Source organism: Roseateles sp. (assembly GCF_047654785.1).
GTDB lineage: Bacteria > Pseudomonadota > Gammaproteobacteria > Burkholderiales > Burkholderiaceae_C > Pelomonas.
This window is the reverse complement of the sequence record NZ_JASGKQ010000002.1, coordinates 536,350-551,936: the sequence shown is the minus strand read 5'-3', so window position 1 is coordinate 551,936 and position 15,587 is coordinate 536,350. Positions and strand designations below refer to the sequence as shown.

Here is a 15,587-nt window from a genome sequence, read left to right as displayed (position 1 = left end):
GCCGCAGGCGGGCCCCCATCACGAACGGCGCCCCACCCGGACGCCACGGAGACGACTCATGAACCCAACGCCCTGGCTGGCGTCCTACCCGAAGAGCATGCGGTGGGACCTCCAATTCAAGCCCGCCCCCGTCCAGCAGCTGCTGGAAGACGCCGTCGCGCGCTTCCCCGACAACCCCGCCGTGGAGTTCATGGGCCGGCGGCTGAGCTACCGCGAACTGGGCGCGCTCACCGACCGCGGCGCCAAGGGCCTGCAGGCGCTCGGCGTGGGCCCGGGCGTGCACGTGGGCCTCTTCCTGCCCAATTCGCCGCACACCATCGTCGCCTTCTTCAGCATCCTGAAGGCCGGCGGCACGGTGGTGAACTACTCGCCGCTCGACGCCGCCAAGGTGCTGGAGCACAAGATCGAGGACAGCCAGACCGACTTCCTCTTCACGCTGGACCTGGCCGCGCTCTACCCGCAGATGGCCGGCATGCTGGGCAAGACGCGCCTGAAGAAGCTGATCGTCGGCAACGTCGCCGAGATGACTCCGGCGCCCGACGCCGTGGCCGCCCGGATGAAGGAGCGCAAGGAAACGTCCGACGTGGTGTGGGACGAGCGGCACCTCAGGTTCGCCGACCTGCTGGACAACGACGGCGCCTACACCCGCCACCCCATCGCCGACCCGGCCGAGGCCATCGCGGTGCTGCAGTACACCGGCGGCACCACCGGCCTGCCCAAGGGCGCCATGCTCACGCACGCCAACCTGAGCGCCGCCGCCGAGCAGTACCACGAATCCACCCAGTACGAGACCCCGCTGCTGACGCCCGGCGACGAGCGCCTGCTGGGCGTGCTGCCGCCGTTCCACATCTACGCGCTCACCGTCAACATGCTGTTCGGCATCCGCGTGGGCGCCGAGATCATCCAGCACATGCGCTTCGACCCGAAAGCGGCACTGGAGGACATCGCCAACAAGAAGATCACGATGTTCTGCGGCGTGCCGACGATGTTCACCGCGCTGATCTCGCACCCCGACACGCCCCAGTACGACCTGCGCACGCTCAAGTATTGCGGCTCGGGCGGCGCGCCGCTGCCGGTCGAGGTCGGGCAGCGCTACACCGCGATCACCGGCACCGAGGTCTCCGAGGGCTGGGGCATGACCGAAACCTCGCCGACCGGCACCTTCTCGCCGATCAGGCGCAGCAAGGCCGGCTCCTGCGGCATCCCGCTGCCCGGCATCACCATCAAGCTGCTGTCGCTCGACGACCCCAGCCGCTACGTCGCGCAGGGCGAGAAGGGCGAGATGTGCATCAGCGGCCCCAACGTCATGAAGGGCTACTGGAAGAACCCCGAGGCCACCGCCGCGGACACCACCTTCGACGGCTTCTTCCGCACCGGCGACGTGGCCTACATGGACGACGAGGGCTATCTGTTCATCGTCGACCGCTGCAAGGACATGCTGCTGTGCAGCGGCTTCAACGTCTACCCGCGCGTGCTGGAGGAAGCCATCTACCAGCACCCGTCGGTGGGCGAGGTGTGCGTGATCGGCATCCCCGACAGCTACCGCGGCCAGTCGCCCAAGGCCTTCGTCGTGCTCAAGCCCGGCGCCGAGGCGTTCACGCTGGAGCAGCTGCAGGCCTTCCTGAAGGACAAGCTGGGCAAGCACGAGATGGTGCAGGCGCTGGAGATCCGCAGCGCGCTGCCCAAGACCGCCGTGGGCAAGCTGTCCAAGAAGGACCTGGTCGACGAGGAAGCGCGCAAGCGCGCCGCGGCCGCCGCCTGAGAGCTTGAGAGGAGGACTTCCATGCCGATGACCGATGTTTCCTGGCGCCGCAAGCCGGCGCGCCTGGCCGTGGCGGCGGCCGTCGCGGGCGGCTTCGCCTGCGCCGCCGCAGCCCAGGCGATCCCGCCCGCGCAGCTGCAGGAGCTGGGCCAGCGCGCCGACGCGGTGAAGCCCAGGATGGTGGCCTGGCGGCGCGACCTGCACCAGCACCCGGAACTCTCCGGCCAGGAGCTGCGCACCGCGAAGATCGTCGCCGCCCACCTGCGCGCGCTGGGCATGGCGGTGAAGACGGGCGTCGGCGGCACCGGCGTGGTGGGCCTGCTCAAGGGCGGGCTGCCGGGCGCCACCGTCGTGGCGCTGCGCGCCGACATGGATGCGCTGCCGGTCAAGGAGCACACTGGCCTGCCCTTCGCCTCCACCGCCGTCGGGCGCAACTTCGGCAAGGAGTCGCCGGTGATGCACGCCTGCGGGCATGACGGCCACACCGCCATCCTGATGGGCGTGGCCGAAATGCTGGCGGGCATGCGCGCGCAGCTCCCCGGCACGGTGAAGTTCATCTTCCAGCCCGCCGAGGAAGGCCGCTCCGAGCACCCGAAGCACGAGGACGACCCGTTCGGCGCCAAGGCCATGATCGCCGACGGCGTGCTGGACGACCCCAAGGTCGATGCGATCTACGGGCTGCACCTGGCGCCCGGCCCGGCCACCGGCAGCGTCGGCTACCGCGTCGGCCCGATGATGGCCGGCGCGGACGGCTTCAGCATCAAGGTGACCGGCCGGCAGACGCACGGCTCGCGGCCGTGGGACGGCGTGGACCCGATCACGGCGTCCGCGCAGATCATCAACGGCCTGAACACCATCGTCAGCCGCCAGCTCAACATCACGGCCGTGCCCACGGTGGTGAGCATCGGCGCCATCAACGGCGGCAACCGGGAGAACATCATCCCGGACACCGTGGACATGCTGGGCACGCTGCGCACCTTCGACAACCAGCTGCGCGACGACGCAAAGAAGCGCATCGTCCACACGGCCACCGCCATCGCCGACGCCAGCGGCGCCAAGGCCGAGGTGAGCTTCAGTGCCGTCTCCTACCCGCCCACGGAGAACCCGGCCGAGCTGTCCAGGCAGGCGGTGCCGGTGCTGCAGGCCGCCACGGGCGGCAAGGCGGTCCAGATCCCGCTGGTCAGCGGCTCGGAAGACTTCTCCGACTACCAGCTCCAGCTGAAGGTGCCCGGCTTCTTCTTCATCCTCGGCGCGCCGCCCAAGGGCCGGCCGCCGGCGCCCAACCACTCGCCGCTGTTCGACTTCGACGAGGACGCCATGCCCGTGGGCGCCAAGGCGCTGGCGGCGCTCGCGCTGGACCGGCTGCTGGCCCAGCCGCTGCGCTGACGCCGCGCGTCAGCCCCGCAGGTAGGCGATGCCGGTCAGCTTGCCCTGGCCCTGCAGGATGACCTGGCCCGAGCCCGGGCGCCGCAGGTCGACGACGCGCAGGTGGCCACCCAGGTCGCTGACGAACATGCGCCGGCCCTGCGGGTCGTGCGCCAGGCCGATGCCTTCCTCCAGCCCCGACAGCAGGATCTCCTGCTCCACCAGCCGGCCGTCGCGCAGCCGGGCCCGGTTCAGCGTGTTGCCGTCGGGCGGCGCGCCGCGGTCGGTCCAGTAGAGCTGCGCGGCCTCGCCGTCCCATTCCAGGTCGATGGGCTCGGGCAGGCCGTCGAGCAGCGTCTGCACGTCGGTGCGCGCGGCCGGGTCGACGGGGCGGGCGGCCAGCGGCGCGCGCAGGATCCGCCCCTCGCCGCCCTTCGGCCGGCCCTTCTGCGTCCAGTACAGGAAGCCGCCCTCGGCATCCACCGCGACGCCGACGCAGTGGCGGCGGCGGTCCTGCCGGTGCTCCGGGGTGGTGCCGGTCTGCACGTGGACCACCCGGTCCGAGCCGTCGGTGCGCGCGCTCATCACGCGCAGGCCCTCGCGGTCGCACCAGTAGATCCGGTCGCCGTGGGCGTCGTAGGTGATCTGCTTGCCCGTGACGAACACCCCCTCCGGCACGATGACCGTGCGCTCGCTGCCGTCGAGCCGGGCCCGCTCGACGTACCCGTCGGTGGCCCAGAAGTCCTCGCCGTCGCGGACCACGCCCATGAAGGTGTAGAACAGCTGCCCGCGGGCCGGGTCGACGGTGACGCCGTCGGGCTTGGACTCCAGGCCGTCGACCAGCACCCGCAGGTCGCTGCCGTCGCTGGCGACGGACAGCACGCGGGACACGCGGCCGAGGCTGAGCACGATGACTCGATCGGTGGTTGCGCTCATGGCTCAGCCCAGGCTGGTCTGGTCCCCGTCCACCGGGATGGCCTGGCCGGAGATGTTGCGGCCGGCGTCGCTGGCGAGGAACTCCACCAGCGCGGCGATGTCGTCCGCCGTCACGCCGCGCCGCAGCGAGACGCGCTGCAGCGCGCGGCGCTGCAGCTCCTCGAAGGACAGGCCCGCGGCCTCGGCCTTCTCGCGCATCACGCGCTCGACGCGCGGGCCCTCGACGATGCCGGGCTGGATGACGTTGACGCGGATGTTGTCCGGCCCGAGTTCGATGGACAGGGTCTTGGTCAGCCCGACGATGCCCCATTTGGCCGCCGCATAGCTGGACCGCTTCGGATAGCCCAGGCGCCCGCCGATGGACGACATGTTGACGATGCTGCCGCCGCCGGCCGCGCGCAGCAGCGGGATCGCCCGGCGCGTGCACAGGAAATGGCCGTCCAGGTTGACCGCGATGGTGCGGCGCCAGTCGGCCAGCGACAGCTCCTCCAGCGGCGCCGTCGGCCCGGAGATGCCAGCGTTGTTGACCAGGATGTCCAGCCCGCCCAGGCGCGGGCCCACTTCGGCGAACAGCGCATCGACGTCCTGCTCGTTCGAGACGTCGGCGCGCAGCGCGAGCCGCTCGTCGCCCAGCACCGCGGCGCAGCCGCGCAGCGCCGATTCGTCGACGTCGCAGACCATGCAGCGCGCACCGGCGGCGATCAGCCGCTGGGCGATGACGAGGCCGATGCCCGAGGCGCCGGCCGTGACCAGGGCGCGCTTTCCGGCGAGAGGTGAGTTCATGTCGTCTCCAGGAGGAAGGGCCGCTTCGGTGAGCGGCTGGCGCCCATTCTTTGGCGCGCCTGCGCGCCGGACAAGGTGCGCAGCGCCCGCCTGGGGGTGAGTTCTTGACAGCGCGCGCCGGCTACAGCGGCAGCTCGGTGAAGTAGCGCCCGCCGTGGAAGATCAGCGGCTGCGCGCCGGGGCGCGACGTGCAGCGCTCCACCTCGCCGACGAAGATGACGTGGTCGCCCTCCTCGTAGCGGCTGCGGTTGGCGCACTCGAAGCAGGCCACCACGCCGTCCAGCACCGGCGCGCCGCCCGCGCCCTCGCGCCAGGGCACGCCGGCGAAGCGGTCGATGTCGCGCGTCGCGAAGCGCTGGGCGATCTCCATCTGGTCCGCCGCGAGGATGTTGATCGCGTAGTGCGTGCCATGCGTGAACACGGGCAGCGAGCCGGCGCGCCGCGCCAGGCTCCACAGCACCAGCGGCGGCTCCAGCGACACCGAGTTGAACGAATTGGCCGTCAGGCCCACGAGGCCGCCGTCCGCCGAGCGCACGGTGACGACGCACACGCCGGTGGCGAACATGCCGAGGGCGGCGCGGAATTGCGAGCTGTCCATGTCAAGGGCACCCGGCCGCGGGGGTCGGCGGGCGGCACGGGCGGGAGGGCGGATTCATGCCCGGATTGTCGCCAGTCCTACGCCCCCCCGCGGCGGGCCGCCGCACAATGCGCGCCATGGCTGATCCCGACTTCCTCGTCCGCGACGACCTGCAGCTCTCCCACCCGCCGCAGCGCCGGTTCGGCGCCTGCGCCGACTGCGCCGCCGGCCGGTGCGCGCCGCCGCGCCAGCGCGGCCGGCGGCTGTTCACCGGCCTGCTGGGCGCCAGCGCGCTGGCGCCGGCCTGGGCACGCGAGGGCGTGGACGTGGGCAAGAAGAGCTGGGCCACCAAGGTCGTGCCGGCCGAGCAGCTGGAGCAGGCCGGCAGCCAGCAGTACGCGCAGATGCTGCAGCAGGCGTCCCGGCAGCGCGCGCTGGCGCCGATGAACCATCCGCAGGTGCAGCGGCTGCGCTACATCGCGCAGCGCATCATCCCGTTCAGCTACGAATGGAACGACCGCGCGCGGCAGTGGCAGTGGGAGGTCAACCTGCTGGGCAGCCCGGACCTGAACGCCTTCTGCATGCCCGGCGGCAAGATCGCCTTCTATTACGGCATCCTGGAAAAGCTGAAGCTGGAGGACGACGAGGTCGCCGCCATCATGGGCCACGAGGTGGCGCACGCGCTGCGCGAGCATGCCCGCGAGCGGGTCGGCAAGTCGGCGGCGACCGGCCTCGCCGTCGAACTGGGGTCGGCCCTGTTCGGGCTGGGCAACCTGGGCCGCACGCTCGCCAACTACGGCGGCCAGTTGCTGAACCTGAAATTCAGCCGCGAGGACGAGAGCGAGGCCGACCTGGTGGGGCTGGAGCTGTCCGCCCGCGCCGGCTACGACCCGGCCGCCGCCGTGCGGCTGTGGCAAAAGATGATGGCCGCCAACCAGGGCGCGCCGCCGCAGTGGCTGTCCACCCACCCGGCCAGCGGCACGCGCATCCGCGACCTGCAGGCCAACCTGCCCAAGGTCGCCGGCCTCTACACCCGCGCGCCGCGCCCCGAGCGGCGCTTCCCCATCGCGCTGCCACTGAAGTCGTCCGGCGGCTGAGCGCCGGGCGGCGTCACCACCGGCTGGGCAGCGGCTGCAGGCGCTGGTAGACCCCGGGCGCCATGCGCAGCAGGTAGCCGCCGCGCTCCAGCGACTTCACCAGCTTGGACACCATCTCGCGCGAGCAGCCCAGCCGCTGCGCCATGCCCTGGTGCGTCAGCGCCAGCGGGCTGTCGTCGGCGGTGGCTTCGTCCACCAGCAGCTTCAGCCGGGCGTAGACGTCGTTGAGCGCCAGCTGCTTGGCCGACAGCGTCGCCGCCCGCGCGCGGCGGATCACCTTGGTGAGCAGCTCGAACGCGAACTCCGGGTGCTCGCCGATGTGCGCCAGCAGGCTGGCGCGCGTGGCCAGCACGAGCAGGCTGGCCGCCTCGGTGATGACGCTGGCCGAGCGCGGCCCGCCGTCCAGGCTCATCTCGCCGACGTACTCGCCGGGGCCGTAGATGCCGAAGGTGATCTCGCGGCCGCGCGCGTCGCTGCTGTAGGCCCGCAGCGAGCCGGAGACGATGAGGTAGAGGCTGTCGCCCACCGAGCCTTCCGCGATCAGCACCACCCCCTTGCGGTAGCGGCGCACCACGCCGCGGGCGGCCAGCGGCTGCAGCGCGGGCGGCAGGGTGAGGAGCTCGGTGGCGAAGGATTCGTCGGCAGGCATCCGGCAGGCGGCGGGCAGGAGGACAGGGCACGCGCGGCGCGCCGGATGTTAGTTCACCTGCCTGGCCGGCCGCAGCGACGACACCAGCGGCGGCAGCATGGCGAGCTGGCGCACCAGGTCGCCGATGCTGTCGGCGCCGCTCTTGGCGCGGATGCTCTGGATCTGGCTGCGCACCGTCGATATCGCCACGCCCTGGCGGGCCGCCACCTCGGTGGGCCGGACGCCGGCGGACAGCGCCTTCAGCACCTCGGTTTCGGCCGGCGTGAGCTGGTGGCGCAGCGCGAACCACTGCGCGGCCAAGTCGCCGCACAGCTGGCGCCGCTCCAGGATCAGCAGCACGGCGGCCTGGCTCACGTCGCGGTTCAGCGGCACGACGACGACGTTGGCCCGGCCGCAGGCGGCGCGCTCGTCGCCCAGGCGCAGCAGGCAGCGCCGGCCGCCGGCCTCGGCGCCGGCCAGCGCATCGGCCAGCGGCACCGCGTCGGTCAGCAGCCGGGCGCGCAGGTGCGGGCCGACCATCTCCAGCGGATGGCCGCCCTCCAGCGCCGCGCGGGCAGCCAGGTTGGTGTGCATCACGCGGGCGGCGCCGTTGAGCAGCACCACGCCGTGGTCCAGTTCCTCCAGCACGAGGCCCATCCAGTGGCTGGTCAGCGACGCCGCCGCGCGGCGTTCGCCGGAACGAGGGCCGGCGGCCGGGCCGGTCGAGGTGAGTTCGGTGCTCCACATCGCAGCGCTCCTGGGCCCGGCAACACGGGCCATCCGCAAAGGGTAGGAGGATTTGTGAGATTTTTGTGGTGAATGTTCCCAGATGTCGCCGCGGGCGCCGCCGGCCATGGCGCCGGGACTGCGGCGTCCACGCCACCGGGCGTCGTGTACAAAACACGAAGTCATGAACTCATGACGCATGCGTCGTTGGCGTTTCTGTCATCCATCGTCAGACTTGCGGCGTTCAACCGCCTTCACGAGCTGCCAGAGCCTCCCGATGTGTGAGCTTTTCGCCCTCAACAGCCGCCTGCCGGCCGCCGCCAACTTCTCGCTGCGCGGCTTCGCCGCCCGTGGCGGGCGCACCGCGGACCATGTCGACGGCTGGGGCGTGGCCTTCCACGGGGGCGAGCAGTGCGAGGTGGTGGTCGAGGACCGGCCGGCCGCCGAGTCGGACCTGGCCTCCCACTACGGCCGCCACCCGGTGCTGGCCCGCAACATCATTGCCCACGTCCGCAAGGCCACGCAGGGCGTGCGCGCGGTGGAGAACTGCCACCCGTTCCGCCGCGAGTGGGGCGGCCGCACCTGGGTGTTCGCCCACAACGGCGACCTGAAGGACTTCCACCCGACGCTGGACGGCCGCTTCACGCCCACCGGCCAGACCGACAGCGAGCGCGCCTTCTGCTGGCTGATGCAACGCCTGCAGCAGCGCTTCGACGACCGGCTGCCGGACTGGCCCGAGCTGGCCGCCACGCTGGCGCCCTGGGTGCGCGAGATCGCCGCGCACGGCCGCTTCAACCTGCTGCTGACCGACGGCCGCGCGCTGCTGGCCCATGCCTCCACCCGGCTGCACTGGCTGCGCCGCCAGCCGCCGTTCGCCCACGTGCGCCTGCGCGACGGCGACCTCAGCGTGGACCTGGCCACGCTGAACGGCCCGCGCGACCGCATGACGCTGGTCGCCACCGAGCCGCTGACGCACGACGAGGCCTGGGCCGCGTTCCAGCCCGGCGAGGTGCGCGTGTTCGAGCAGGGCGACTGCATCTGGCTCGGCGAGGGCGTGGCGGAGCTGGCGGCCGCCTGAGCCTGCCGGCCGCGCGCCCCCCGGCCGCCGTCGGCGCGGCGCTTCATGGCATGCTCGCGGGCACGCTGGCATCCGGGTTGCGGATGCGCGCTTGCCCACGGAGCATGTCCCTCCCCCATTCCCCGTTTTCCACGCCCCTGACGCCGCCCGCGGCCGGCGCGCGCTGGGAGGGCGAGGGCCGGCAGTGGCGGCTGGTGCTGGCCGGCGACGCCCAGGCCGGCGCCGTGCTGCCCGCGCCGCCGGCCGCGCTGCCGGTGGCCGCGGGCACCCGGCTGTCGTTCGACAGCGCCGCGCTGGCGCGCTGGCAGCCGGGCTTCGCGGCCGCGCTGTGGCAGGCGCTGGCGCCGCTGGCGCGCGGCGGCGTGGCGCTGGACCTGTCCGGCCTGCCGCCCGGGCTGCGGCCGCTGCTGGCGCTGAGCCTGCCCGCGCCCGGGGCCGCCGCGAAGAAGCCGGCCGCCGCCGCCGAGCCGGCGCCCGAGCCGGGCTGGCGCCAGACGCTGGCCTTCGTGGGCGACACACTGGCCGCCGTGGGCCGGCTGCTGCGCGGTCGCACGGCGATGCGGCTGTCCGACTGGCTGTGGCAGATCGAGCAGACCGGCCCGCGCAGCCTGCCCATCGTGCTGCTGGTCAGCTCGCTGGTGGGGTTGATCGTGGCCTACATGGGCGCCGAGCAGCTGCAGCGCTTCGGCGCGCAGAGCTTCATCGCCAACCTGGTCACCATCGGCGTGGTGCGGGAAATCGCGGCGCTGGTGGTGGGCATCGTGCTGGCCGGCCGCGTCGGCGCGGCGTTCGCGGCGCAGCTGGGCAGCATGCGCGCGGGCGAGGAGGTCGACGCGCTGACCACGCTGGGCGTGGACCCGGTGGAGCACCTGGTGCTGCCGCGCATGCTGGCGCTGCTGGTCACCGGCCCGCTGCTGACGCTGTGCGCCGGCGTGGCCGGCCTGTGCGTGGGCTGGGGGGTGGCGGTGGGCCTGTACGACGTGCCCGCCATGGCCTACGTGAACACCACGCGCGAGACGCTGTCGGGCTGGGACCTGGCCGTGGGCCTGCTCAAGGGTAGCGTCTACGCGGTGCTGGTGGCGCTGGCCGGCTGCCGCCAGGGCCTGCACGCCGGGCGCAGCGCGCAGGCGGTGGGCGAGGCGACGACGGCGGCCGTGGTGCAGGCCATCGTCTGGATGGTGATCGCCGCGTCGCTGCTGACGGTCATCTTCCAGCGGCTGGGGGTGTGATGGCGGGCGAGGTGCTGATGCGCGTCGAGAACCTCAGCCTGCACGCGGGCGGCCGCGAGCTGCAGCGCGGCCTGAGCTTCGACGTGCTGGCCGGCGAGGTGCTGGCCATCTGCGGCGCCAGCGGCTGCGGCAAGAGCACGCTGCTGCGCCACCTGATCGGCCTGCAGGCGCCCCGGGCCGGCAGCGTCACCTGGGTGGCCGGCGGCGCGCAGCGCGACGTGTACGGCGACGACCCGCCGCGCCGCGAGATCGGCGTGGCCTTCCAGGCCGGCGCGCTGTGGAGCAGCATGACCGTGGGCGAGAACGTCATGCTGCCGCTGGAGCTCCACACCGGCCTGGACGAGCCGCAGCGCGAGCAGCAGGCGCGCTTCAAGCTGGCGCTGGCCGGCCTGCCGGACCCGGCCACCTTCGACGCCGAGCCGGCCTCGCTGTCCGGCGGCATGAGGAAGCGCGCGGCCATCGCCCGCGCGCTGGTGCTGGACCCGCCGCTGCTGTGCCTGGACGAGCCCTCCGCCGGGCTGGACCCGCTGACCTCCGCGCGGCTGGACGACCTCATCCAGCGGCTCAAGGACGACGTGGGCACCGCGATCGTGCTCGTCACGCACGAGCTGGACAGCCTGTTCGCCGTGGCCGACCGCGTGCTGTTCCTGGACGTTCAGGCCCGCACCGCCACCGCGCTGGGCCCGCCCGCCGAGCTGCGCGACCACGGGCCCGCAGCCGTGCGCGAGTTCCTGACGCGGGGCCGCGCGGCCCCGGCCCACGCCCCCCACGACGAGAACGAGGAAGCCGCATGAAACGCCGCCGCGCCAGTCCCTTCGCCATCGGCGCCTTCGTCGTCGCCGGCCTCGCCGTGCTGGCGGTGGCGCTGATCGCGCTGCCCGGCCAGCACTGGTTCAAGCGCCCGGAGCGCGTGGTGATGTTCTTCTCGGGCTCGGTGTTCGGGCTGCAGAAGGGCGCGCCGGTGGTGTTCCGCGGCGTGCGCATCGGCGACGTGACCGACATCAACGTCCACTACGACGCCCGCTCCGACAGCTTCGCCATCCCCGTGGTCGCCCAGCTCGATGCCGAGGCCGTGCGCGGCCTGGACGGGCGCAAGGGCAACGACGACATCGGCCACGCGCTGCCCAAGCTCATCGAACGCGGCCTGACCGCCCAGCTCGGCACGCAGAGCCTGGTGACCGGCCAGCTCTACGTGGACCTGGACTTCCGCGCCAAGCCGCCCGGCCGCCTGCACGGCGGCTTCCAGGGCGACGCGACCGAGATCCCCACCAGCGCCACCGCCTTCCAGGCCATGAAGGACCAGCTGGAAAGCCTGGACCTGCGCAAGATCGTGGACGACATCCGCCAGGTCGCCAACTCCACCCGCCAGCTGATCGCCGCGCCCGAGCTCAAGCAGGGGCTGGCGGACTTCGCCGCCACCGCCACGCACGCGCGCCGGCTCGCCGCGCAGCTGGAACGCCGCGCCGCGCCCGTGGCGCAAGGCATGGAGCGCGCCATGGCCAGCGTGGACCGCGCGGGCGACAAGGTGTCCGCCGTGGCCGACAAGCTCGGCACCGGCGCCGACCGCGCCAACGAGGTGCTGGACCCGCAGGGCGCCGTCGTGCGCGACCTGCGGCGCAGCCTGGCCGAACTGGCGCAGGCCAGCGCCTCGCTGCGCGAGGCGGCCGACGGCGACGGCCCGCTGCTGCAGCAGACCGAACGCACGCTGCGCGAGCTGACGCAGGCCGCGCGCGCGCTGCGCGGCCTGGCCCGCTCGCTGGACGCCCAGCCCCAGCAACTGCTGCTGGGCCGCCAACCCGACCCGGCGCCCCCCGCCGTGGAGCCCGCCCCATGATGACGACGCCCCTGCCCCCCCACCACGCCCTGCGCCGCCGCGACGCCGCGCTGCTGCTGGCCGCCGCGGCGCTGGCCGGCTGCGCCACGCGCAGCGCCCCGCCGCGCCGGCTCTACGGCCTGACCGGCACGCCGCCGCTGCCCGCCGGGCACCAAGCCGGCCGGGACAACCGCGCCTGGGTGCTGGGTCCGCAGGTCGGCCTGCCCGACCTGCTGGACCGCGACGAACTGCTCGTGGCCGAAGGCAGCGCCGGCCTGCGCCCGCTGCCCGAGGCCCGCTGGGCCGAACCGCTGCGCGAGGCGCTGCCCCGCGTGCTGGCCGAGGACCTGTGGCGACTGCGCCAGCCCTACCCCGTCACGCTGGGCAAGCAGCACACGCCGGACGGCGAGTCGCTGCGGCTGGTCGTGCAGGTGGACGAATGGCTGGCCCGCGCCGACGCCGCCGGGCTGGCGCTGCGGCTGCGCGCCCGCTGGCACTGGCTGCCGCTGCAGGCGCCGGCCGACACCGCCTTGCCGCCCCCCGGCGGCGCCGACCTGCGGCTGCCCTGCGCGCCGCAGGCCGATGCGCTGGCCGACGCCTACCGCCGCAGCGTGACGCTGCTGGCGGCGGCCATCGTCGCGGGGTCGTGAGCACCGCCGCAGGGCACGACGCTTGCAGACGGCTCCGGGCCGCCGCTAACCAGGGGCGCCTTTGAGGCTTGAACCTGCCGGTCGGCCCGGACGGCCGACAAAAGTTCAGAACTCAGCGAGCAGGACGTCCAGAATCGTCGGTGCCGAGATGCCGCAACTCATTGAAACCCAATGCGCCCGAGTTCAAGATCCAACGAACTTCGACAGCCGCCGGGCGGGGCACTGGTTGCGACCACGTTGGCGGCATAAGCCGCGTTTTCCAGGCGAATCGCGATGGAAAACGCCCGCCAGGCGGGCAGCGCTGGCGGGCGTGGGCAGGGAGGGGCGGCGCGCTCAGAAGCGCAGGTTGACGCCCACCCAGAAGCTGCGCGCCTTGTCCTTGGTCTGGTAGTCGTCGCTGCAGGTGTAGGCGTCCTGCGTGGCGGCCAGCGCGCACTGGGCGGACGTGAAGTCGCGGTCCAGCAGGTTGTTGATGCGCGCGTTGACCGTCAGCGTCGGGCTGAACCGGTAGCTGGCCGCCAGGTGCAGCATCTCGTAGCCCTTGTAGTAGTTGTTCTCGCCGGTCGTCGCGTTGCGGCCGTTGAAGCGCTTGGAGCGCGCCTCCACCGTCAGCGTGGTGCTCAGCGCCTCGGTGGCCTTCCAGGTCAGGCCGGCGTTGAACATGTGCTTGGCCGGGTTACTGGTGATCGGCAGGCCGGCCTCGACGCCGGACTTCTGCTCCGAGTCCGTGTAGGTGTAGTTGCCGCGCAGGCTCAGGCGCCCGGGCAGCTGCACGCGGCCGGCCAGCTCCACGCCGCGCGACTCGGCGCGGTCGATGTTGTGCTTCTGGCCGAAGCTGGTGTAGCCCAGGTCGGCCCAGCCCACGCCCAGCTCCACGCAGGGCTGGCCGGCGGCGGCCAGCTCGCAGTTGGGCAGGTTCTCGGCGGTGGCGATCTTGTTGCGGAAGCGGTTGGTGAACACCGTCGCGTTGACGCCCAGCGCGCGCGTCTCGTAGTACACCGCCAGCTCGCCGTTGACGCTGGTCTCGGGCCTCAGGCCCGGCGAGCCGACCAGGGGCAGCACGCCCTGGCCGCCGAAGCCGGTGATGCCGGGGTAGAGGTCGCTGGTCTTGGGTGTCTTGTAGCCGGTGCTGATGCCGCCCTTGGCGGTCCAGTTCGGCGCCAGGTTCCACACGCCGTAGACGCGCGGGCTGGTGCGGCTGCCGAACACGTTGTGGTGGTCGTAGCGCAGGCCGGCGGTCAGCGTGAACTGCCGGGTCAGCGCCCAGTTGTCCTCGGCGAACAGCGCCCATTGCTTGTGCGGCTGCACGACGCCGGCCTGGTAGCCGCCGCCGAACATGCCAAACACGCTGTCCTCCATCTCCGCGTCCAGGATCTGCGCGCCCAGCACCACGTCGTGCTGCTGGCCGAGCTCGAAGTCCACCTTGCCGTCCAGCGAGGTCTGGCGCACTTCCATCGTGCGGCGCGCGCGCGGCAGCAGGTTGGCGTTCAGCCAGGCCGCCTGCGCGGCGTTGGGCACGCCGGTGGTGATGCCGCCGGTCAGCTGGCCGGCGGTCAGCTGGCCCTGGGTCTTCATGTAGGCCAGCAGTTCGGCGCGCTCCTCCACCGTCAGCGGCTGCGAGCGGCCGAGGTTGGCCGTCTCCACGTGGCTGAGGATCAGCTCGGTGTTGAAGCCCTCGAAGCGGCCGGTGTGGCTCAGCGACAGCTGCTCGCGGTTGAAGCGCTGCTGCTCGGTGTAGCCCACGCGCGGCTGGGCCACCAGCACGTTGCGGAACGGCGCGTTGCCCGCGCTGACGGCGCGCGAGGCGTCGAAGTTCGGGTTGGCCACCACGGCGCGCGCCAGCGTCTTCGGGTTCCAGGTCGCCAGGTTGGCCGCGGTGCCGGTGTAGCCGGCGCCGTAGAAGGGGTTGGCATAGCTGGGCGTGGCCTTGTTGCCGGTGCGCCAGAGCGAGTCCACGCCGTCGCGCGTGCCGAGCTGGGCCTCGCTGTTGTCATAGCGCTGGCGGGACAGGTCGTAGTCCAGCAGGATCTCGTGGCCGGCCACGGGCGTCAGCGCCAGCCGCACGCCGCCGGACTTGGTGAGGTTGGCCACCGTGCGGCCGCCACCGCCGAAGCCGAGCGACCGGCTCCACATCGTGCCGTCCGGCAGCGGCAGCGCCTCATAGGTGGGGTTGGAGGCCTCGCGGTCGTAGTAGCTGCCGCGCAGCGACAGGCCCAGCAGGCCGGGCAGCAGCGGGCCGGTGGCGTAGACATCGACCGTGCGGTCGTCGCCGAACTCGTCCTTGCTCTGTTTGGTGGTGCTGGCCGACAGCGAGCCCAGCCACTTCGTGCCGACCTTGCGCGTGATCACGTTGATCACGCCGCCGATGGCGTCCGAGCCGTACAGCGTGGACATCGGGCCGCGGACGACCTCGATGCGCTCGATCGCTTCCAGCGGCGGCAGGTGGCTGAACTGGCTGCCGCCGAAATTGTTCGGGTAGATGTCGCCGACGTTGCTCTGGCGGCGGCCGTCGATCAGCACCAGCGTGTAGTCCGCGCCCATGCCGCGGATGCTGATGGTGCCGGCGCCGGCCTTGTCGCGGGTCTCGCCCACGTCCACGCCCTCGGTGTCGCGCAGCGCATCCAGCAACGTCAGGTAGGGGCGCGTGGACAGCTCCTCGCGGCTGATCACGCTGATGCTGGCCGGCGCCTCGGTGATCTTCTGCACCAGGCGCGACGCGGAGACGACCACCGGCGCCAGCACGTTGTCCGCGGTCGCGGCGGCCTGGGCCTGGGCCGGCGCCGACGACGCGGCCAGCGTCAGCCAGGCGATGGCCTGCGCGGCCGGGTGGAGACGGAAGAAAGCGGACACCGATCCACGGGTCCGGCACTGCGGGGCCATCGGGGGAACTCCAGTAACACTATGTTCAAATGAGAATCGTATGCATTACGCTTCTTGAAAGTT

At 72.6% G+C, this 15,587-nt stretch carries 14 protein-coding genes; 8 read left to right on the top strand and 6 right to left on the bottom strand.

What is annotated here, in order from left to right; genetic code table 11:
- The first annotated feature begins 58 nt into the window (after nt 1-58).
- Nucleotides 59-1,762, top strand: coding sequence for a long-chain-fatty-acid--CoA ligase (locus tag QM788_RS06990; protein WP_415660761.1), 1,704 nt, complete (start codon nt 59-61; stop codon nt 1,760-1,762).
- A gap of 21 nt (nt 1,763-1,783) precedes the next feature.
- Nucleotides 1,784-3,148, top strand: a complete 1,365-nt coding sequence (locus QM788_RS06985) for an amidohydrolase (RefSeq protein ID WP_415660760.1) — start codon at nt 1,784-1,786, stop codon at nt 3,146-3,148.
- Between the two features lie 9 nt (nt 3,149-3,157).
- Here the strand turns inward: QM788_RS06985 and QM788_RS06980 are convergent, their stop codons facing one another.
- The 3 genes from QM788_RS06980 to QM788_RS06970 all read right to left on the bottom strand — a co-directional run bounded on the left by QM788_RS06980 (nt 3,158) and on the right by QM788_RS06970 (nt 5,444).
- Nucleotides 3,158-4,063 carry a hypothetical protein gene (locus QM788_RS06980; protein ID WP_415660759.1) on the bottom strand — a complete coding sequence of 302 codons (906 nt, stop codon included), beginning with the start codon at nt 4,061-4,063 and terminating at the stop codon, nt 3,158-3,160.
- A 3-nt stretch (nt 4,064-4,066) separates the two neighbouring features.
- Nucleotides 4,067-4,846 carry an SDR family oxidoreductase gene (locus QM788_RS06975; RefSeq protein ID WP_415660758.1) on the bottom strand — a complete coding sequence of 260 codons (780 nt, stop codon included), beginning with the start codon at nt 4,844-4,846 and terminating at the stop codon, nt 4,067-4,069.
- A gap of 121 nt (nt 4,847-4,967) precedes the next feature.
- A complete protein-coding gene (locus QM788_RS06970) occupies nt 4,968-5,444 on the bottom strand; it encodes a flavin reductase family protein (RefSeq protein ID WP_415660757.1) in 477 nt (158 codons plus the stop codon).
- 116 nt (nt 5,445-5,560) lie between these two features.
- Here QM788_RS06970 and QM788_RS06965 point away from each other — a divergent pair, with 116 nt between their 5' ends.
- Nucleotides 5,561-6,520, top strand: coding sequence for a M48 family metallopeptidase (locus QM788_RS06965; RefSeq protein WP_415660756.1), 960 nt, complete (start codon nt 5,561-5,563; stop codon nt 6,518-6,520).
- Between the two features lie 13 nt (nt 6,521-6,533).
- On the opposite strand, the gene QM788_RS06960 is transcribed toward QM788_RS06965, so the two are convergent.
- Complete coding sequence (locus QM788_RS06960) at nt 6,534-7,169, bottom strand: Crp/Fnr family transcriptional regulator (RefSeq protein WP_415660755.1); 636 nt, start codon at nt 7,167-7,169, stop codon at nt 6,534-6,536.
- A 48-nt stretch (nt 7,170-7,217) separates the two neighbouring features.
- Entirely contained in the window at nt 7,218-7,895 is a 678-nt protein-coding gene (locus QM788_RS06955; protein ID WP_415660754.1) for a helix-turn-helix transcriptional regulator, read from the bottom strand.
- A 256-nt stretch (nt 7,896-8,151) separates the two neighbouring features.
- On the opposite strand from QM788_RS06955, the gene QM788_RS06950 reads away from it, so the two are divergent.
- From QM788_RS06950 to QM788_RS06930, 5 genes are all read left to right on the top strand, one after another.
- A complete protein-coding gene (locus QM788_RS06950) occupies nt 8,152-8,952 on the top strand; it encodes a class II glutamine amidotransferase (protein ID WP_415660753.1) in 801 nt (266 codons plus the stop codon).
- Nucleotides 8,953-9,056: 104 nt separating this feature from the next.
- Nucleotides 9,057-10,181, top strand: a complete 1,125-nt coding sequence (locus tag QM788_RS06945) for an MlaE family ABC transporter permease (protein ID WP_415660752.1) — start codon at nt 9,057-9,059, stop codon at nt 10,179-10,181.
- Nucleotides 10,181-10,975, top strand: coding sequence for an ABC transporter ATP-binding protein (locus tag QM788_RS06940; RefSeq protein WP_415660751.1), 795 nt, complete (start codon nt 10,181-10,183; stop codon nt 10,973-10,975). The genes QM788_RS06945 and QM788_RS06940 overlap by 1 nt, the downstream gene beginning before the upstream one ends.
- Nucleotides 10,972-12,015, top strand: a complete 1,044-nt coding sequence (locus QM788_RS06935; RefSeq protein WP_415660750.1) for an MlaD family protein — start codon at nt 10,972-10,974, stop codon at nt 12,013-12,015. The genes QM788_RS06940 and QM788_RS06935 overlap by 4 nt, the downstream gene beginning before the upstream one ends.
- The gene (locus tag QM788_RS06930) at nt 12,012-12,644 is read left to right on the top strand and encodes a membrane integrity-associated transporter subunit PqiC (RefSeq protein ID WP_415660749.1); all 633 of its coding nucleotides are present in this window, start codon (nt 12,012-12,014) and stop codon (nt 12,642-12,644) included. The genes QM788_RS06935 and QM788_RS06930 overlap by 4 nt, the downstream gene beginning before the upstream one ends.
- 333 nt (nt 12,645-12,977) lie before the next feature.
- Here QM788_RS06930 and QM788_RS06925 read toward each other — a convergent pair whose 3' ends face one another.
- The gene (locus tag QM788_RS06925; protein ID WP_415660748.1) at nt 12,978-15,494 is read right to left on the bottom strand and encodes a TonB-dependent receptor domain-containing protein; all 2,517 of its coding nucleotides are present in this window, start codon (nt 15,492-15,494) and stop codon (nt 12,978-12,980) included.
- Between the last annotated feature and the right edge of the window lie 93 nt (nt 15,495-15,587).